Origin of the sequence: Streptomyces sp. CB01580 (genome assembly GCF_001905795.1) — a bacterium.
Classification (GTDB): domain Bacteria; phylum Actinomycetota; class Actinomycetes; order Streptomycetales; family Streptomycetaceae; genus Streptomyces.
In genome coordinates, this window is sequence record NZ_LIXJ01000014.1 from 1 (window position 1) to 18325 (window position 18325).

General features: G+C 71.1%; 18 protein-coding genes and 1 tRNA gene. 8 read left to right on the forward strand and 11 right to left on the reverse strand.

Annotated features, from left to right (window positions below; all coding sequences use genetic code 11):
* Positions 1 to 788: peptide-N4-asparagine amidase (locus AMK22_RS20435; RefSeq protein ID WP_338014181.1), on the forward strand; the 788-nt coding region annotated here is incomplete at its 5' end.
* A gap of 368 nt (positions 789 to 1156) precedes the next feature.
* Here the strand turns inward: AMK22_RS20435 and AMK22_RS20440 are convergent.
* The 7 genes from AMK22_RS20440 to galU form a co-directional block, all read right to left on the reverse strand.
* Positions 1157 to 1230: transfer RNA gene (locus AMK22_RS20440), tRNA-Ala, on the reverse strand.
* Between the two features lie 96 nt (positions 1231 to 1326).
* Positions 1327 to 2445, reverse strand: a complete 1119-nt coding sequence (gene sepX, locus AMK22_RS20445; RefSeq protein ID WP_073786997.1) for a divisome protein SepX/GlpR — start codon at positions 2443 to 2445, stop codon at positions 1327 to 1329.
* 162 nt (positions 2446 to 2607) lie between these two features.
* On the reverse strand, positions 2608 to 3342 hold the full coding sequence (locus AMK22_RS20450; RefSeq protein WP_073786999.1) for a GNAT family N-acetyltransferase: 735 nt from the start codon (positions 3340 to 3342) through the stop codon (positions 2608 to 2610).
* Between the two features lie 17 nt (positions 3343 to 3359).
* Positions 3360 to 3908 (reverse strand): MogA/MoaB family molybdenum cofactor biosynthesis protein, encoded by a 549-nt coding sequence (locus tag AMK22_RS20455; RefSeq protein WP_073787248.1) that lies wholly within the window; start codon positions 3906 to 3908, stop codon positions 3360 to 3362.
* A 146-nt stretch (positions 3909 to 4054) separates the two neighbouring features.
* Positions 4055 to 4582 (reverse strand): cyclic pyranopterin monophosphate synthase MoaC, encoded by a 528-nt coding sequence (gene moaC / locus AMK22_RS20460; protein WP_073787001.1) that lies wholly within the window; start codon positions 4580 to 4582, stop codon positions 4055 to 4057.
* A gap of 123 nt (positions 4583 to 4705) precedes the next feature.
* Entirely contained in the window at positions 4706 to 6013 is a 1308-nt protein-coding gene (glp, locus tag AMK22_RS20465) for a molybdotransferase-like divisome protein Glp (protein WP_073787003.1), read from the reverse strand.
* A gap of 4 nt (positions 6014 to 6017) precedes the next feature.
* Positions 6018 to 6920, reverse strand: a complete 903-nt coding sequence (gene galU / locus AMK22_RS20470) for a UTP--glucose-1-phosphate uridylyltransferase GalU (RefSeq protein ID WP_073787005.1) — start codon at positions 6918 to 6920, stop codon at positions 6018 to 6020.
* 105 nt (positions 6921 to 7025) lie between these two features.
* Here galU and AMK22_RS20475 point away from each other — a divergent pair, with 105 nt between their 5' ends.
* The gene (locus AMK22_RS20475; protein WP_079186298.1) at positions 7026 to 7670 is read left to right on the forward strand and encodes a 5-formyltetrahydrofolate cyclo-ligase; all 645 of its coding nucleotides are present in this window, start codon (positions 7026 to 7028) and stop codon (positions 7668 to 7670) included.
* 236 nt (positions 7671 to 7906) lie between these two features.
* Here the strand turns inward: AMK22_RS20475 and AMK22_RS20480 are convergent, their stop codons facing one another.
* Entirely contained in the window at positions 7907 to 10783 is a 2877-nt protein-coding gene (locus tag AMK22_RS20480) for a penicillin acylase family protein (RefSeq protein ID WP_242434065.1), read from the reverse strand.
* Positions 10784 to 11126: 343 nt separating this feature from the next.
* Between AMK22_RS20480 and AMK22_RS20485 the strand changes: the two genes are divergently transcribed.
* From AMK22_RS20485 to AMK22_RS20500, 4 genes are all read left to right on the forward strand, one after another.
* Positions 11127 to 12662, forward strand: a complete 1536-nt coding sequence (locus tag AMK22_RS20485; RefSeq protein ID WP_242434078.1) for a potassium/proton antiporter — start codon at positions 11127 to 11129, stop codon at positions 12660 to 12662.
* A 411-nt stretch (positions 12663 to 13073) separates the two neighbouring features.
* Positions 13074 to 14354: an MFS transporter gene (locus AMK22_RS20490; protein WP_073787011.1), complete on the forward strand. Its 1281-nt coding sequence runs from the start codon at positions 13074 to 13076 to the stop codon at positions 14352 to 14354.
* 66 nt (positions 14355 to 14420) lie between these two features.
* On the forward strand, positions 14421 to 14774 hold the full coding sequence (locus tag AMK22_RS20495) for an FmdB family zinc ribbon protein (RefSeq protein WP_073787013.1): 354 nt from the start codon (positions 14421 to 14423) through the stop codon (positions 14772 to 14774).
* Positions 14775 to 14986: 212 nt separating this feature from the next.
* Entirely contained in the window at positions 14987 to 15820 is an 834-nt protein-coding gene (locus AMK22_RS20500; RefSeq protein WP_073787015.1) for an S-methyl-5'-thioadenosine phosphorylase, read from the forward strand.
* Between the two features lie 181 nt (positions 15821 to 16001).
* Here the strand turns inward: AMK22_RS20500 and AMK22_RS41060 are convergent, their stop codons facing one another.
* On the reverse strand, positions 16002 to 16274 hold the full coding sequence (locus AMK22_RS41060; protein WP_073787017.1) for a hypothetical protein: 273 nt from the start codon (positions 16272 to 16274) through the stop codon (positions 16002 to 16004).
* Positions 16275 to 16341: 67 nt separating this feature from the next.
* On the opposite strand from AMK22_RS41060, the gene AMK22_RS41065 reads away from it, so the two are divergent.
* Positions 16342 to 16893, forward strand: coding sequence for an RcpC/CpaB family pilus assembly protein (locus AMK22_RS41065; RefSeq protein ID WP_242434066.1), 552 nt, complete (start codon positions 16342 to 16344; stop codon positions 16891 to 16893).
* A gap of 123 nt (positions 16894 to 17016) precedes the next feature.
* Positions 17017 to 17529, forward strand: a complete 513-nt coding sequence (locus AMK22_RS20515) for a large conductance mechanosensitive channel protein MscL (protein WP_073787021.1) — start codon at positions 17017 to 17019, stop codon at positions 17527 to 17529.
* Positions 17530 to 17588: 59 nt separating this feature from the next.
* Here AMK22_RS20515 and AMK22_RS20520 read toward each other — a convergent pair whose 3' ends face one another.
* A complete protein-coding gene (locus tag AMK22_RS20520) occupies positions 17589 to 17798 on the reverse strand; it encodes a hypothetical protein (RefSeq protein ID WP_073787023.1) in 210 nt (69 codons plus the stop codon).
* A 21-nt stretch (positions 17799 to 17819) separates the two neighbouring features.
* A complete protein-coding gene (locus tag AMK22_RS20525) occupies positions 17820 to 18209 on the reverse strand; it encodes a DUF6755 family protein (protein WP_073787025.1) in 390 nt (129 codons plus the stop codon).
* Positions 18210 to 18325 lie beyond the last annotated feature (116 nt).

Below are 18325 nucleotides of genomic sequence, written 5' to 3' on the forward strand. Positions count from 1 at the left end.
TCCTCTGGTACGTCGTTCCGGCACCGCGCGCCTTCGACGTGAAGCCCCTGGAGTACGACCTGACGCCGTTCGCGGGCATCCTCAACGACGGGCGTGAACACCGCGTCGAGGTGTCGGTGGCGGGCGTGCCCGAGGGACAGAGCGGCTGGAGCACGCCCGCCAACGTACTCGTCTGGCAGGACGAGAACAGCAGGACGGTCACCGGGGCGCTCACCCGCCACGAGGAGAGCGACCCGTCCAACACGACGACGCACACGCCCGGTCCGCTCCACCGCCAGGACACCGAGGGCGGCCACCGGCTCACCGTCTCCGGCTACCTGAACACCTCCCACGGTCGTGTCGTCACCACCGTCGGCCGGACCGTCGCCAACACCTCCACCCACCGCTGGACGGAGGACGAGAACACCGACGGCCTCAAGGCCCGCTGGAGCGACGACGAGACGGTGACCGTGGACGGCCGCGGCCCGGCGCGCGTCACGCACACGAACCGCGCCTACACCGTGGACGGCGAGATCACGGTCGACTCCGCCGACAGGCTGCGCACCGTCATCACCCTCGGCGACCACGCGAGGACCTCGACCACCCGGGCCGGCAAGCGCGTCTCCTGGTCCCGGCTCGACGACACCTACACCGGCGACGCCGCCTGGACGCTGAACGTCCCGCGCGACCAGCGCCGCGCCGTGGGCACGTCCGGCGAGCACTACCGGCTCATCGGTTCCGAGGGCTGCTACGACCGCACGATCCGGACCGAGCAGGGAACGCTGACGCAGGACCGCCGGATCTGCTGACCCGGGCCCTGCCCGCGGCCCGCCGCCGTTCGGCCGCGGGCCGCGCCGCGCGGCGTCCGGTGCGTGCGATCGCGCGGGGCGCCGCGCGGCAGGCGGCCGTTCGGAGTGGCGGTGCCGCCGATGCGACGAGGCCGACCAGGAGGGCCTTCATGACTCATGTCCCGTCCGTCGTACGGCTGTCGGGCGCCGGAACTCCGGCCGCAGCGGGAAGCGCGGTCACCTTCGCCGCCATCCGCAGGAATGCGCTCCCCGGAAAACCGGAAAGCCGAAGAAGCGGAAAAGCCGGAAATGCAGAAATCCCGCCCGATCTTGCGATCGGACGGGATTCTCGTCACCGCTCTTGATCTGACTCAAGAACAGTTGTGCGGTGGACCTGAGGGGATTTGAACCCCTGACCCCCTCGATGCGAACGAGGTGCGCTACCAGACTGCGCCACAGGCCCTTGCAACGAGTGAAACTCTAGCATCCCCGCGCGGGTGCTCGGAAATCCGGTCCTCGCTGGTCAGCCGAGGCGGCCTCGCGGCGAGGGCCGCGGGGCTCACTCGTTGGCGGCACGGGGACGGTCGCCGTCCTCGTACTGGTCGAACAGCGGGGTCCGGCCGCGGTCACGGGTGCGCCGGGGCACGCCGGCGCGCCGACGGGGCGCCGGGTCGACGGGGGGCGCCTCGGGATGCGAGGTGCCCGTCCGCGTGGGTTCGGCGGCGCTGGAGCGGGCCGCGCTCCAGGTCTCCGGGTCGCCCACCTCGACGCCACCCGTGGCGCGCGGGGCGACCGGGGCGGTGACGTACGTGGGCAGCGGGACCGGGACGGGCTCCCAGCTGTCGCCCTGGGCCGGGCCGCGCTGGCGCTGCTGGTCGACCCACTCCGCATGGTCCGTCTGCTCGACGAGGGCGCGGCGGTCCGCCTCCTGCGGGGAGAGCGCGTGGGCGGGCTCGGGCTCGGGGCGGCGCGCCTCGGGCTCCTCGTCGGGCTCGGCGGGGACGGCCTCGGCCGGCTGCTGCCTGCGGGGACGGTTCTCGCGCAGCTGTCGCGCCGCCGCCTCGGCCCGGCGCCGGTCCATGGTGAAGGCGAACCGGCGCCGCTCCTGGGCGCGCAGATGCACGATGTACGTGCTCAGCAGCACCGCCGGAACCGCGGGCGCCCAGAGGAAGGCGAGGCCGCCGACCGCCGCGACGATCGCCCCCAGGGTGAAGGCGAGGAACAGGACGACGGTGGTGCGCCGACGGCGCGCGAGGACCTGGAGGCGCTGGGCCCGCCGGGCGCGCTCGGCATCCGTACGGCCGGAGCGCGGGCGTGCGCGCCGCGCCGGTTCGGGACGCTTCCGGTCCGTACGCTCCGGCGCACGCGCCGGGTCGTGCAACCCGGCTCCGGTATGCGCCTCGGGCGCGGCGAAGGCCCGGACGTCCACGGAGTCCATTCGGTCCGTGACGACATCCGGGTCGGCGTCGGGGTCGGCCTCCTCGCCGGTGCGCTCCCGCAGGTCCTTGACATACCGGCGCTCCATGGCCGCCCGGCCGGACAGCAGCCGGATGGCCGTGCTGAAGCGTTCCGTCGGACGAGCCTCGTTGAGTTCGTCCTGCCTGCGGAGCCACATCGGCACCAAGTAGGCGGCCCAGGCCCCGACGATGACTGCGTAGATGAGGCCGCTGCTGCTCACGTCTCACACCGTAGAGGGGTTTGCACGGAGCCATCGGCCAATTGGGCCGGTGTGTCGCGCAATCCCGCTGATATCAAGTGCTTTTTTTGTGATTGTTCCGATCAAACATGGAGGTTTGGGTGTTCGTTTGTGACCCATGCCGATCGATATCGAACATCTATTTCATTTTTCGGGGGCCCCGGGCCCCTCGGACGTCTCGGATCCGCCCTGTCGTCCGGGCCCCTCCGGCCCGCGCGGTTCCTCGGTCCCCCCGGCCGGTCCCTCGGAGGTCCCGGCCGTCCCGGACGCGCTCGGGTTTCCCGATGCCCCGGACCTCGTACGGTGCCAGCGCCTGAGCAGGCCGTCGGGGATCTCCTCAGCGGTGAGCGCGTAGATCAGGTGGTCCCGCCAGGCGCCGTCGATGTGGAGGTAGCGGGGGCGCAGCCCCTCCTCCCGGAATCCCAGTTTCTCGACGACCCTTCTGCTGGGCCGGTTCTCCGGACGGATGCACACCTCGACGCGGTGCAGTCCGACCCGGCCGAAGCAGTGGTCGACGGCGAGGGCGACCGCGGTCGGCATCACGCCGCGGCCGGCCACCTCCCGGTCGACCCAGTAGCCGATGTGGCCCGAGCACATCGAGCCCCAGGTGATCCCGGCGACCGTGAGCTGACCGACCAGCCGGCCCCGGTACTCGATGGCGAAGGGCAGCATCCGGCCCGCGTTGGCCTCGGCGCGCAGGTGGCGCACCATCTGACGGTACGTGGGGCGCTGGGCCACCGGCGCGCCCGGGGCGGGCGGCGGCACGGTCGCCTCCCAGGGCCGCAGCCAGTCGCGGTTGCGCTGATTGACCTCGCGCCACATGCGCTGGTCACGCATCCTCACCGGGCGCAGGGTGATCTCGCCGTCGGTGAGGACCACCGGCCAGGTCGGAACGTTCAGTTGGGGCTCCCGGGTCGGGGGTGATCGCCGCCGCGCAACTGGTCGACGGCGTGCACCAGGAGGCGTTCGAGGACGGCGAGGCCGTCGCGCACCCCGCCGGTGGAGCCGGGCAGGTTCACGATCAGCGTGCCGCCCGCGACACCGGCCAGCCCCCGGGAGAGCGCGGCGGTGGGCACCTTGTCGCGTCCCTCGGCACGGATCGCCTCGGCGATGCCGGGGATCTCGTGGTCGAGGACGCGGCGGGTGGCGTCGGGGGTGCGGTCGGTGGGCGAGATGCCCGTACCGCCGGTGGTGACGATCACGTCGTATCCGGCGGAGACGCCGTCGCGGAGCGCCCGTTCCACCGGGTCGCCGTCGGGCACGACCCGCGGGCCGTCGGCGGCGAAGCCGAGCCGGGTGAGCGCCTCGACGATGAGCGGGCCCCCCTTGTCGGCGTAGACACCGGCGGAGGCGCGGTGGGAAGCGGTGACGACGAGGGCCGTGTACGGGGCGGTCGGTGCGCCACCGAGCGGCGCGTCTCCGGACGGCGCGTCTCCAGGCGGCACGTCGGTCGTCCCGGGCTTCTGGTCCGGTCCGTCGGGCGTCTCGGTCCTCTGGTCCGGTCTGCCGGGAGTGATGCTGTCCGGTCCGCCGGGTGTCGCGCCGGACGTCGCCGGGGCGTCGTCGGCCGTGGGGCCGGCTCCGGAAGCGGTCATGCGTCCGTTCCGTCCTCATCGGTGTGCCGGGGGGCGTCGGACGTGCCGGTGCGGCGGTAGTCGCCCGACGCGCCGCCCGACTTCTCCTCGACCCGTACGTCCGTGACGACCGCCGCCTTGTCGACGGCCTTGACCATGTCGATCACCGTGAGCGCGGCGACGGAGACCGCGGTCAGGGCCTCCATCTCGACGCCCGTGCGGTCGGTCGTCCGCACGGTGGCGGTGATCTCCACCGCGTCGTCGGCGACCACCAGGTCCACCTCGACGCCGGAAAGGGCCAGCGGGTGGCAGAGCGGGATCAGGTCCGGGGTGCGCTTGGCTGCCATGATCCCCGCGATCCGGGCGGTGGCCAGGGCATCGCCCTTGGGGAGGCCCTCGCCACGGAGCAGTTCGACGACGCGCGGCGAGACGAGGACCCGGCCGCCGGCGCGGGCCACCCGCGCGGTGACGTCCTTCCCGGAGACGTCGACCATGCGGGCCGCACCCGTGTCGTCGATGTGCGTCAGCCTGTTCTGCGTACTCAACTCACTCCGCCTCGCGGTAGCGCGCCGGTTGCCCGCTCGGCCCGCACCGGGGTGCGGGCCCGGGGCCCGGGATCGTCCCCGGGAAGGCACAGCGGCAGATACCGTACCGCCACCGCCCGGGGATCAGCGGAGCAGGACTACCTCGGTGTCGGTGCCGGGCTCGGCGGACGTGACGTCCTCGGGCAGCACGATCAGCGCGTCCGCCCGGGCGAGGGCCGCGACCAGATGCGATCCGGCGCCGCCGACGGGGCTGACCGTCCCGGCCTCCGCATCGTACGTACCGCGCAGGAACTGGCGGCGTCCGGCCGGCGAGGAGAGCGCCTCGTCGGCCTTCAACGTGGCCCGGACCGTGGGCCGGCGCAGGTCCGCGAGGCCCATCAGGGCGCGGATCGCGGGCCGTACGAACAGCTCGAAGGAGACGTACGCCGAGACGGGGTTGCCCGGCAGCGCCAGCAGTGGCGTGTGGTCGGGGCCGATCGAGCCGAAGCCCTGCGGCTTGCCCGGCTGCATGGCGATCCTGCGGAAGTCGACGCCGCCGGGCCCGTCCGCGTCGTCCACCGACGACAGAGCCTCCTTGACGACGTCGTACGCGCCGACGCTGACGCCTCCCGTCGTGACGACGATGTCCGCGCGGATCAACTGGTCCTCGATCGTGGCGCGGAGCGTGTCGGGGTCGTCCGTGACGGCGCCGACGCGATAGGCGATCGCCCCCGCGTCCCGGGCGGCGGCCGTCAGGGCGAAGCTGTTGGAGTCGTAGATGCGGCCACCGGTCAGTTCCTCGCCGGGCTGGGCGAGTTCGGCGCCGGTCGAGATGACGACGACGCGCGGCCGGGGGCGCACCTTCACCGTCGCACGGCCGATCGCGGCGAGCAGCCCGATCTGCGGCGGGCCGATCACCGAACCGGCGGGCAGGGCCAGTTCGCCCGGCTTCACGTCGCTGCCGCGGTCCCGGACATGGGCGCGGGCCTCGACGGAGCGGTGCACGCGGACCTCGCCGCCCGCACCCTCCGGGGCGTCGCCATGGGCGCGCATGGCCTCGGCGGGGCCGCCGCCCGTACCTCCGTCGGTCCACTCGACCGGAATCACCGCCTCGGCACCGGCCGGCAGCGGGGCTCCGGTCATGACGCGGGCGGCCTCGCCGGGGCCGACGCTCCGGCCGCCGGGCAGTCCGCCGCTGCCCGCAGCGACGTCACCGATGACGGTGAGCACCGCGGGGAACTCCTCGTCGGCGCCCTCGACATCGGCGACGCGGACCGCGTACCCGTCCATCGAGCTGTTGTCGAAGGGGGGCAGGGCGATCTCCACGAAGACGTCCTCGACGAGGACGCAGCCCTGCGCGTCGTGCAGTTGCAGCTCGATGGGTTCGAGCGGGCGCACCGCGCCGAGAATGTCGTCCAAGTGCTCGTCCACCGACCACATCGTGCTGCTCAAGGTGCTACATCTCCTCGGTGACGTAACTGCGGAGCCAGGCCCTGAAGTCCGGGCCCAGGTCCTCACGTTCGCACGCGAGCCTGACAATGGCACGGAGGTAGTCGCTCCGGTCGCCGGTGTCATAGCGGCGCCCCTTGAAGACGACGCCGTGCACCGGGCCGCCGACCTTCTCGTCCTCGGCGAGGAGCTGGAGGGCGTCGGTCAGCTGGATCTCACCACCGCGGCCCGGCTCGGTCCGGCGCAGTATCCCGAAGACGGCGGGATCGAGGACGTAGCGGCCGATGATGGCGAGGTTGCTGGGCGCCTCCCCCGGCTCCGGCTTCTCGACCAGGCCCGTGACGCGCACCACGTCGCCGTCGGGGCCGGGTTCCACGGCCGCGCAGCCGTACATGTGGATCTGCTCCGGCGCGACCTCCATCAGCGCGACGACGCTGCCGCCCTCGCGCTCCTGGACCTCGACCATGCGGGACAGCAGCGGGTCGCGCGGGTCGATCAGGTCGTCGCCGAGGAGGACCGCGAACGGCTGGTCCCCGACGTGCGGCGCCGCGCACAGCACCGCGTGGCCGAGACCGCGCGGGTCGCCCTGCCGTACGTAGTGCATGGTCGCCAGGTCGCTCGACTCCTGGACCTTCCGGAGCCGGTCGGCATCCCCCTTGCGGGTGAGGGCGGACTCCAGTTCGTAGTTGCGGTCGAAGTGGTCCTCCAGCGGACGCTTGTTCCGGCCGGTGATCATCAGGACGTCGGAGAGCCCGGCGGCCACCGCTTCCTCGACGACGTACTGGATCGCGGGCTTGTCGACGACAGGCAGCATCTCCTTGGGAGTGGCCTTGGTGGCCGGCAGAAAGCGGGTACCGAGCCCTGCGGCCGGGATGACGGCCTTGCTGATCCTGCGGTGCGACATAGTCATGCGCAGAACGATAACCGGCACGCATGGGCGGAAGGTGAGGGTCCGGTTAACTTTGTACGCCTATATACGCATACGAGAGGTTCAGGGTATCCGTTGAACAGCGAGATGTCCGAAAAGGCCCGTATCAGGCGTGAACTGCTCGCCGCTCGACGCCTTCTGACCGGGGAAGACGCGGAAAACGCCGCAACGGTTCTGTCCCGGAGCGCATTGGATCTGCCGGAGCTCGCCGGGGCCCGTACCGTCGCCGCCTATGTCTCGGTCGGGAGCGAGCCGGGCACCCGCGTGCTGCTGGACGCGTTGCGCGCCCGGGGCGTACGGGTGCTGCTGCCGGTGCTCCTGCCGGACAACGACCTGGACTGGTCGGCGTACGAGGGCGCCGACCGCCTGGTGCGGGCCGGGCGCGGGCTGCTGGAGCCGGACGGGGAACGGCTGGGCCGGGACGCCGTCCTGGAGGCCGACGCCGTGCTGCTGCCGGGGCTCGCGGTGGACGCGCGGGGGATGCGGCTGGGGCGCGGCGGCGGCAGCTACGACCGGGTGCTGGCACGGCTCACGGCGGCGGGGGCGCACCCGGCGCTGATCGTCCTGCTGTACAACGACGAGGTGGTCGCCCGGGTTCCGGCGGAACCGCACGACCACCCCGTGGACGTGGTGGTGACTCCGGCCGCGACCCGCAGGACGGGGCGCACAGCACCCCGGGAGGGCGGCGCGGGGCCCGGGACGGGCCGCATGGAGCCCGGTACGGAGCGCTGAACGAAACGTTCGGGGCCCGGGACGGGCCGTTCCGGGCTCCGGCGGGGCGCGGTCATCCCCGCTGGCACCTGGTACCGGCACGACGGGCCGTTCCGGGCTCGGGCGGGGCCGCGCGGCCTGAAGCTCGCGCGGCCCGAAAGGCGAAGGCCGGGACCTCTCACGGTGGAGAGATCCCGGCCTCCTACGACGCGCGCCCGGTCACGGCCCGGCGGTCGGGCCACGGCCCGGGGGCCGGATCACGGCTTCAGGGTCAGGGTGTCGGTCGTCGACTTGCTCACCGCGTTGGTCCCGAAGGACCAGTCGAGCAGTTCGCCCTTGACCCACTTGTCGGTCTGATCGGTGTAGTGCGCCGCGTACGCGTGCCCGGAGGCACCGGTCAGGTTGATCCAGCGGGACTTGTCCCAGCCGCCCACGTTGACCACCATCCGCATCGACGGCACCCAGACGACCTCGTAGCCGCCCGCCGCGTTCCAGCCGGTGGCGTTCACCGCGGCCTCGCCGCCGCCGAGGTTCCACGGGCCGCGGTTGAGGAGCCGCTGGAGCAGACCAGGGCCCTCGGTGCCGAGGGTCTGGTTCTTCAGGGTCAGCTGGTGCAGTCGGCCCCAGCTCCAGGTGCTGATGTCCTTGCCGAGCTTGGCGGTCAGCTCCCAGCGGGCGTCCTCCATGGCGCGCGCGAAGAGTTCGTCGCGGGTCTCGGTCGCCTCGTACCGGCCGCTCTCCGGCGTCTTCCACCAGTCGCTCTTCGGGTCCTTCAGCAGCCCCTCGACCACCCGGTACCAGCGGTCACCGCCGTCCGGCTGGGCGGAGTCCGCCGCGCGCTGCCCGCACTCGCGCACCAGCTTGTGCCGCTCGTCGACCGGGCCCGAGCTGTCGGCCCGGCGCACGTTGAGGCATTCGCCCTTGACCCGCAGCTCCTTGGGCAGCTTGTCCCCGAAGGCCAGCTTGAGGATGTTGCGCCAGACCGCGTTGAAGTACGCGGCAGCGGCCGAGTCGGGCTCCTGGGTGTATTCCCAGCCCTCCAGCAGCTTCTGCGCCTCGCGGACGCTCTTGTCCGAGATGTTGATCTTCAACAGCTTGGGCACCAGCAGCGGGGCGATCTCGCTGTAGTTGTCCATCTGCATCTTCTGCATGTCTTCGGTCGAGATCTTCCCGCCGTCCTCGATCTTCGCCTTGATGAGGTCGTTGATCCGCTGGCTGCGGGAGCCGTAGCCCCAGTCCTTGGTGAGCAGGTGGGCGTACTTGTCGTCGACCACGGGCTGGTTGGCGGTGACGATGTAGCCGCGCTTCGGGTCGTACTCGTAGGGCAGGGCGTCGAACGGGATGGGTTCCTTCTCCCAGCCGTACTCCGAGGACCAGCCGGGGCTGGGCATCGTGCCGTCGCCCTTCTTGCGGACCGGGATCTTCCCGGGCGCCTGATAGCCGATATGCCCCTCGGTGTCGGCGTAGATCAGGTTCTGCGCGGGAACCTCGAAGTGCTCGGCCGCCTTGCGGAAGGATGGGAAGTCCTTGGCCCGGTTGAGCTCGAAGACGGCGTCCATGGACTTGCCGGGTTCCAGCGCGGTCCACTTCAGGGCCACCGCGTAGCCGTCGGACCGGTCCGGGGCGACGCCTTCGACGGGTGCCTTCTGGCCGACCTTCTCCAGCTCGCCGTTGCGGTCGGAGACCAGCGGACCGTTGTTCGTCTCGCGGATGGTGATCGTCCGGCTCTTGCCGCCCGCGACCTTGATCGTCTCGTCGCGGACGGTGAACGGCTTGACCTTGCCGTCGTACAGGTAGCCGTCGCGCGAGACCTTCTCCAGGAAGAGGTCCGTGACGTCCGCGCCCAGGTTGGTGAAGCCCCAGGCGATGTCCTGGTTGTGGCCGATGATCACGCCGGGCATGCCGGAGAAGGTGTAACCGGCCACGTCGTACTGGCACTTCGCGCTGGTCTCACGGCAGTGCAGCCCCATCTGGTACCAGAGCGAGGGAAGCTGCGGCGCCAGGTGCGGGTCGTTGGCCAGCAGCGGCTGCCCGGTCGTCGTGTACTTCCCGGAGACCACCCAGGAGTTGGACCCGATGCCGTTGCCGTTCGGGCCGAGCAGCGCCGGGATCTCGTCGAGGGTGTCGGAGAGCGAGGCGAGCTGGGTGTGCACGCCCTCGGCGGCGCCCTGCGCGGTGGCCCCCTGCATGCCGGTGCCCTGCCCGGTGGCGCCCTGCGTACCGGTCCCTTGACCGGTCGTGCCCTGCGTGCCGGTGCCCTGCCCGGTGGCGCCCTGCGCGGTGTCCGAGCCGGCGTCGGACGAGGACGGGGTCGCCTCCGGGTCGAACTTCCCGGTCACCGACGAGACCGCGCCCTTCTCGACGATCGGCTTGTGCGTCTCGTACGGGTAGTCCGGGTACAGCTGCGCGATCTGCTTCTTGTCGAGCCTGCTGGCCATCAGCGAGCGGTCGATCTCGTCCTGCATGTTGCCGCGCAGGTCCCAGGCCATCGCCTTGAGCCAGGCCACCGAGTCGACCGGGGTCCACTGGCTCGGCTTGTAGTCGTTGGTGAAGCCGAGGGCGGCGTACTCGACGGAGATGTCCTTGCCGTCGCGGCCCTTGAGGTAGGCGTTCACGCCGTCCGCGTACGCCTGGAGGTTCTTCTTCGTCTCCTCGGACAGGACCTCGTCGTACTCCTGCTGAGCCACCTTGCGCCAGCCCAGGGTGCGCAGGAACGCGTCGGTGTCGACCTGCCCGGAGCCGAACATCTCGGAGAGCCGGCCGGCCGTCATGTGACGGCGGACGTCCATCTCCCAGAAGCGGTCCTGCGCGTGGACGAAGCCCTGGGCGCGGAAGAGGTCGGCGTCGGAGTCCGCGTACAGCTGCGGGATCCCGTAGGCGTCGCGCTTGACCTCGACGTCCCCGTCGAGGCCGTCGAGCTTGATCGACCCGGTGGTCTGCGGGTACGAGGCCCGCACGGTCGACACGGACCAGAAGGCGCCGTATCCGATACCCGCGACGAGCGCCAGCACCAGAACGATCACGATCAGGCGGGCGCGTCGCCCCTTCTTCCTGCCGGGCTTCCCGGCGGCCTTCCCGGCGGCGGAACCGGCCGTACCGGAAGGGCCGGAAGAGGCGGTTGTATTGGCGGGCATCGCTGTCCTTCGAGGGGCAGGTGGTCCTGGGAGTGCAGGAGCAACCTTAGGCGCAGAGGCCGGGCCGCCCTGACGCGGTATCGGAATGGTTCCAGTTCCACAGCGGTCGCCGACGGTCGTACGAATGAACGAACGCGTCAAGAAAGCGTTAAAGATTAGGTAAGGTAACGAAGCACCGACCACCGACGGCCGATGCCGAGGAGCGATCCGGCCGAGCCCGCAGAACCGCTCGAACCGGTCGATTCGGTCGATTCGGCAGGCGCACGCAGGGAAGGAACGGCCACTGACTGTCCACACGCTCAACGAACTCCTGCTCGTCTGCTCGCTCGTGCTGCTCGTCGCGGTGGCGGCGGTGCGCGTCTCGTCCCGCAGCGGGCTCCCCAGCCTGCTCCTTTATCTGGGCATCGGGATGGCCATGGGGCAGGACGGCTTCTTCGATGTGAAGTTCAACAATGCGGAACTGACCCAGGTCATCGGGTATGCCGCACTTGTCGTGATCCTCGCCGAGGGCGGTCTGGGCACGAAGTGGAAAGAGATCAGACCCGCACTGCCGGCCGCCGCGATGCTCTCGATAGCCGGTGTCGCCGTGAGCGTCGGCATCACCGCGGCCGGGGCGCACTATCTGGTCGGGCTGGACTGGCGACAGTCGCTGATCATCGGTGCGGTCGTCTCGTCCACGGACGCCGCCGCGGTCTTCTCGGTGCTGCGCAAGGTGCCGCTGCCCGCCCGGCTCACGGGCGTCCTGGAGGCCGAGTCCGGCTTCAACGACGCCCCCGTGGTGATCCTGGTGGTGGCCTTCTCCGCCGCCGGGCCGGTGGAGACCTGGTACGTCCTGGTCGGAGAGATAGCCCTGGAGCTCGCGATCGGCGCGGCCGTAGGACTGGCCGTCGGCTGGGTCGGCGCGTTCGGGCTGCGCCATGTCGCACTGCCCGCGTCCGGCCTGTACCCGATCGCCGTGATGGCGATCGCCGTGTCCGCGTACGCGGCGGGCGCGCTGGCCCACGGCAGCGGCTTCCTGGCCGTCTACCTGGCCGCGATGATCCTCGGCAACGCCAAGCTGCCGCACTGGCCGGCCACCCGCGGCTTCGCGGACGGGCTCGGCTGGCTGGCCCAGATCGGCATGTTCGTGCTGCTCGGGCTGCTGGTCACGCCGCACGACCTGTACGACGACTTCTGGCCCGCGGTGATCGTGGGACTGGTGCTGACGATGGTGGCGCGCCCACTGGAGGTCTTCATCTCGCTGGCGCCCTTCCGCCTGCCCTGGCAGGAGAAGGTGTTCATGTCGTGGGCGGGGCTGCGCGGCGCCGTCCCCATCGTCCTGGCGACCATCCCGATGGTGTCCGGGGTCGAGGGCTCCACCCGGATCTTCAACATCGTCTTCGTGCTCGTCGTGGTCTACACCCTCATCCAGGGGCCGACGCTGCCCTGGATGGCGAAGGTCCTCAAGATCGCCGAGGACCCGTCCGAGGCCACCGACCTGGGCATCGAGTCGGCGCCGCTGGAGCGACTGCGCGGTCACCTGCTCTCGGTGGCCATCCCCGGCAGGTCGAAGATGCACGGCGTGGAGGTCGGGGAGCTGCGCCTGCCCGCCGGGGCGGCGGTCACCCTCGTCGTACGCGACGGCAAGAGCTTCGTACCGGCGCCGTCCACCGTGCTGCGGCGCGGCGACGAACTGCTCGTGGTCACCACCGATCCGGTGCGCGACGCGGCGGAGCAACGGCTGCACGCGGTCGGCGCGGGCGGCAAGCTCGCGGGCTGGCTCGGAACCACCGGCGGCGGGGAGAGCCTGGCCGGGGCCGATGTGGCGCACGAAGTGGCACATGCGTGGAAGGCCGCGAAGAAGCGGGGGAGGTCGGACGGCCCGAGGGCCCGCCACTGACCTCGCGACGGACCCGGCTCATGCCGTGTGCACGTATGTCGCGCACACGCACGGACGTGATGTCGTACGCGTACACCCACGCATGTACGTCGTACGCGTACGCCCACGTATGTGACGTACGCGACGGATGCGCGAGGTGAGGCCCGCGAGCACGCCGGTTGTATCATGCGGAAAGTCCGACCGGTCTCACCACGAGGCCGGGGACCCGCTTGACCACATCGAACGACCGACTCTGCCTGATGCAGAGCTGGCGCGACCGTATGGCGGTCGTGGCGTCCTCCGCCTCTGCTGAGCGCCCGGCATCTACCGCAGTTCCGCGCGAAGAGGACAGCTCTCGGCTGCGCCCGCCCGAGCCCGTGCCGGCCCGGACCTGCGGACGCTCGGCCACCAGGCGGCGGAAAGGCATGGGCCGTGGCGTCCACGGTCACCGAACGCCCCGGTTACGGGCAGTTGCTGCGCACTCCGGGTGCGTGGACGTTTCTCCTTCCGGGCTTCGCCGCACGGCAGCCCTTCGCGATGCTGACGATCGGCATCGTGCTGCTGGTCCAGCACACCACCGGCTCGTACGGCAGCGCGGGCGCCGTCGCCGCCGTGACCGGTGTGTCGATGGCCCTGTTCGCACCGCAGACCGGCAAGCTCGCCGACCGCTTCGGCCAGCGCGCCGTGCTGCTGCCCGGCGTCCTGGCGCACACGGTGTCCGTGTCGGCGCTGACGGCGCTGACGCTGGCCGACGCGCCCCTGTGGGCGCTGTTCGCCGCGGCCGTGCCGACCGGCGCGTCCGTTCCGCAGGTCGGCCCGATGGTACGGGCCCGCTGGGCGGCCGTACTGGGCGCGGCCCCGGGCCGTGAGGCGTCGCCCCTGCTGTCCACCGCTGCCGCCTTCGAGTCGGTGACGGACGAGTTCACCTTCGTCATCGGCCCGGTGCTCGCCACCGCGCTGTGCACCGGCGTGCACCCGGCGGCCGGGCTGATCGCCGAGGCCGGGCTGACACTGGTGGGCGGCCTGCTCTTCGCCGCACAGCACCGCACCCAGCCGCCGGTGCGCGCCGCTCGCGGTGCCTCCGAGCGGCACGCCTCCGCCCTGTCCGTACCGGGTGTGCGGGTGCTCGCGGTGGCGTTCCTGGGGATCGGCTCGGTCTTCGGTGGCATGCAGGTCTCGCTGACCGCGTTCGCCGAGGAGATCGGCCGGCCCGGCGCGAACGGTCTGCTCTACGGCGTCTTCGCGGCCGGCAACATGCTGGCCGGGATCGCCTGCGGCGCCATCGCCTGGCGGAGCGGGCCGCGGCGTCGGCTGATCGTCGGGTACACGGCGCTGGCTCTGACCGCCTCCGGACTGTGGGCGGTGCACTCCGTGTTCCTGCTGGCCGGGCTCGGACTGCTGGCCGGGCTCTCCATCGCCCCGGCCCTGATCGGCGGCTACACGCTGGTCGAGACGCTGGTTCCGGGAACCGCCCGGACCGAGGCGTTCACCTGGCTGACGGGATCGGTCGCGCTCGGCCAGGCGGCAGCGGTGACGGTCGCCGGGCAGCTCGCCGACGCCCACGGCGCGAGCGCCGGCTTCCTGGTGCCGCTGGTGGGGACCGTGCTGGCCCTGGCGACCCTGGTGACACTGCGTTCGAGGCTGGCACCCACCGTCGCGGGACGGACCGTGGCACGTGGTGTCGGTCACCGGACGTCGGTCACGGTGGACTGAACCGACGGAATACGTCACTATGGAACGTCGTTAGCACTCATTGAGTGAGAGTGCCAGGAGGAGCAAGTGCCGACCTATCAGTACCAGTGCACCGAATGCGGCGAGGGCCTCGAGGCGGTGCAGAAGTTCACCGATGACGCCCTGACCGTGTGCCCGAGCTGCAACGGACGCCTCAAGAAGGTGTTCTCGGCGGTCGGTATCGTCTTCAAGGGCTCCGGTTTCTACCGGAACGACAGCCGTGGCTCCTCGTCGAGCAGCTCCCCGGCGTCGTCCTCGGCCAAGGACTCCGGTTCCGCTTCGTCCGATTCCTCGTCCTCGTCTTCCTCGTCGACGGGTTCCGAATCGAAGTCGTCCGCTTCCTCCTCGTCCGCCGGGTCGTCGTCCTCGGCGTCCTCGACGAGTGGTTCGTCGGCCGCCTGAGCCTCCAGAATCCTCTGAGCTCCCGGAGCTTCCTGGGTCCCCGGAGCTTCATCGATTCCAAGAGCCTGTGAGTTCCCCGGGTCTGTGAGTTCCCCGGGTCCGTGAGTTCCCCGGGTTTCCGGGCTCTCCGCGTTTCCTGAGTTTTCCGAGGGACCCCATCGTTCCGTTCGATGGGGTCCCTCGGCGTTTTCGCCCGCCGCTAGTGTGATCGCATGGTGAACGCAGAGATCGGTGTCATCGGCGGTTCGGGCCTGTACTCCTTCCTGGAGGACGTCACGGAGGTGCGTGTGGACACCCCGTACGGACGGCCGAGCGACTCCCTCTTCCTCGGCGAGGTCGGTGGTCGCCGGGTCGCCTTCCTGCCCCGCCACGGACGCGGCCACCACCTGCCGCCGCACCGCATCAACTACCGGGCCAACATGTGGGCGCTGCGCTCCGTCGGCGTGCGTCAGGTGCTCGGCCCGTGCGCGGTGGGCGGGCTGCGTCCGGAGTACGGACCGGGCACCCTGCTCGTACCCGACCAGCTGGTGGACCGCACCAAGAGCCGGATGCAGACGTACTACGACGGGGAGCCCCGGGCCGACGGCACGGTGCCGAACGTCCTCCATCTGGGCTTCGCCGATCCCTACTGCCCTGCGGGGCGCAAGGCGGCGCTGGCATCGGCTCGCGCCAGGAACTGGGAGCCGGTGGACGGAGGCACGCTGGTCGTCGTCGAGGGACCGCGCTTCTCCACCCGGGCGGAATCGCGCTGGCACGCCGCGATGGGCTGGTCGGTGGTCGGGATGACCGGACATCCGGAAGCCGTCCTGGCCCGTGAACTGGGCCTCTGCTACACGACGACGACGCTGGTGACGGACCTGGACGCGGGGGCGGAGGCCGGGGAGGGCGTCTCGCACGACGAGGTGCTGAAGGTGTTCGCGGCCAATGTGGACCGACTGCGCGCAGTGCTCTTCGACATGGTGGGCGCTCTGCCCGCGGAGGCCGACCGCGACTGCCCGTGCTCGCGTGCGCTGGACGGTCTCGACCCGGGGATCGAGCTTCCGTAACGGGGGAAACGGGCGGGCTGCGAGGAACAGGCGGACGACCGCTGCGTAACGGGAGCAGCGTGGTGGGACGGTCGCGGCGCGAGTGGGTGACCGAGTTGTCCACAACGCCGCGGCCGTCCACAGGCCTCAGCGAGAAGTTCGCGGACTGTGGATCGTGAGGGGTGTTCGTCCGGAACTCCTCTCAGCAGGTGGTGTTGGCCATGCGCCCGTCCTCGTTCCCTTCGCCTTTCCCGTCCTCGGTCCATTCGCCGTTCCCGTCCTCTTTCCCGCCCTCTTTCCCCTCCTCTTTCCCCTCGCCGATTCCGCCTTCTCTCCCCTCGTCGTTTCCTTCGGCGCGGAATGTCCCGTCGTACCAGCGCCTGCCGCCGTCGGTATCGCCCGGGCCGCACACGTCGACCGCCTCGTCGACGCCGTCCGTATCGTCCGCGCCGACTCCGACACCTCGGTCGCCCACGGCTTCCCAGGCTTCCCCGGCCGTCCTCGCTTCGTGGCCCCCGGCGTCCGCTCCCCCGCCCTGCGGTGTGCCGGCGTTCGAGCCGTTGCGGGTGGGCGGAGGCGGTGCGCGCCGACTGCGGCGGGCGTTGTGGCGGCGACGTCACGCCCTGGCCGCCGGGCTCGCCGTGACGGCCGCCGCGTTGGCGGCGACGAGCCTGGGCGGAGGCGGCATGAACGGCGATGCCACGCAGGGCATCGGAACAGGCGCGGGAGGTACGGCCGGGGCCGCGCAGGAACGGGCCCGCAGGCCGGCCCCGCTGGCGTCCGCCCCGGTGCGGATCGCTGACGCGGGGACGGTGCGACTGTTACGGCCGGGGGACCGCGTCGACGTCGTCGCCGTCGGGAGACAGGAAGACCGGGACGGGATCCGGGACAAAGACCGCGACGGAAGCCGGGGCGAGAGCCTGGACGGGGTCCGGGTCCTGGCGAAGGGCGCGCTCGTGGCGGACGTGCCACAACGATCGGCCGAAGGTCTTGCGGAGGACGGTGCGTTGATCGTGCTGTCCGTCCCCCGGAGCACGGCCGCATCGCTGGCCGGTGCCGGAATCTCGACCAGGTTGGCAGTGGTCCTGTGCTGATTCGCGCGAACCATCGACACCACAACCCAACTAAAGGCTCCAATCGGGTGTTTCTTGTGCGTATTGTCGTAAATTCCGGAGGAGTCTGCTCCATCAACGGCACACGTGAAGGAAGGCTCACCCGTGAGCGAGAAGAAGAAGGTCGGCGTGCTGGAAGGGTTCAAAGCCTTCCTGCTGCGTGGCAATGTGATCGACCTGGCGGTCGCCGTCGTCATCGGTGCCGCGTTCACCCAGATCGTGAACTCGGTCGTCAAGGGAGTCATCAACCCACTGGTCGGCGCGTTCGGCACCAAGGACCTGGAGAGCTACAGCTCCTGCCTCAAGGGCCCCTGCGTCACGGACCCGAAGACGGGCGAGGCCGTCGAGGGCATCCGGATCCTGTGGGGTTCGGTGCTCAGCGCCACCCTCAGCTTCTTGATCACCGCAGCCGTCGTCTACTTCTTGATGGTGCTGCCCATGGCCAAGTACCTGGCCAGGCGGGCGGCCATGCAGGCGGCGAAGGAGGGCGTGCAGGAAACGCTGGAGGTGAGCGAGTTGGAGGTGCTGAAGGAGATCCGCGACGCCCTCGTCTCGCAGCGCGGCGGCCCCACGGGCGGGGCTCACGGCGAGGATTCCGGCGGGAATCAGGGCCGGTAGCGGGGCGCACGGCAGAAACACCGGCGGCAGCGTCGTCGGCCCACGCCCGAGCGGGGGGCTCAGATGTGGTGGGGCGGCTTCTCGTCCAGGAAGCGCGCCAGATCGGCGGCGCCACCACCGGCCGGGGCCCGCTCGCCCCACCCTCGGTCCGTATCGTCCGCGGACTGCTGGTCCAACGGATCGTCGAAGACCAGAGCCGGTCTCGGTTTCAGCTGATCCGGCTGCGACGGCTTCGAATCGCGCGGGCCGGGGGCGGGGGCGGTGCTCATGTCTCCAGGGTACGGCGGCGGTCAGCGATCCTCCGGTGCGAGCCTCCACAGCCCGAGCGCCACGAGGAACGACAGACAGAGAAAGCCGGCGCCCCACCAGGCAGAACCGGTGTCGCCCTCCATCCACGCGTCGACGACCACGGTCAGCCCCCAGAGCTGCCCCACGACCACAGTCATCGCCAGGACCAGCCGAGCCGTCAGCTTCGAGGACCGTTCGGGTTGCTGTTCGGCCCCCGCACCAGGAGCGGGGCCGGTGTGCCGGATGCGCGGGTCGCTGTAGCCACTGGTGGCACGGATCTGTGGATAGCGCTGATGGACAGGGCGGTTGAGTTCGGGGCGAGCACTGCCGGGGTGGTATTCCGGGCGCTCGGAAGGCCCCTGGCCGCCCGGGGGATGCTGAGCGCCGCTCATGTCCGCAGCCCGAATGTCCGCCGTCCGGATCCGGCGCCCTTCCGAAGATCTCGAACACCTCGGGTGCCCCGGCTTCGTCGGCGCCCCCACCGCTCCAGGCGATCCCACCGCTCCTG

Bases quoted from the DNA above. Each gene is read 5' to 3' on its own strand.
- galU (WP_073787005.1), bottom strand. From the start codon at position 6,920: ATGACTATGTCGCACCGCAGGATCAGCAAGGCCGTCATCCCGGCCGCA.
- AMK22_RS20475 (WP_079186298.1), top strand. From the start codon at position 7,026: ATGTCCGAAAAGGCCCGTATCAGGCGTGAACTGCTCGCCGCTCGACGC.
- AMK22_RS20480 (WP_242434065.1), bottom strand. From the start codon at position 10,783: ATGCCCGCCAATACAACCGCCTCTTCCGGCCCTTCCGGTACGGCCGGT.
- AMK22_RS20500 (WP_073787015.1), top strand. From the start codon at position 14,987: ATGGTGAACGCAGAGATCGGTGTCATCGGCGGTTCGGGCCTGTACTCC.
- AMK22_RS20520 (WP_073787023.1), bottom strand. From the start codon at position 17,798: ATGAGCACCGCCCCCGCCCCCGGCCCGCGCGATTCGAAGCCGTCGCAG.
- AMK22_RS20525 (WP_073787025.1), bottom strand. From the start codon at position 18,209: ATGAGCGGCGCTCAGCATCCCCCGGGCGGCCAGGGGCCTTCCGAGCGC.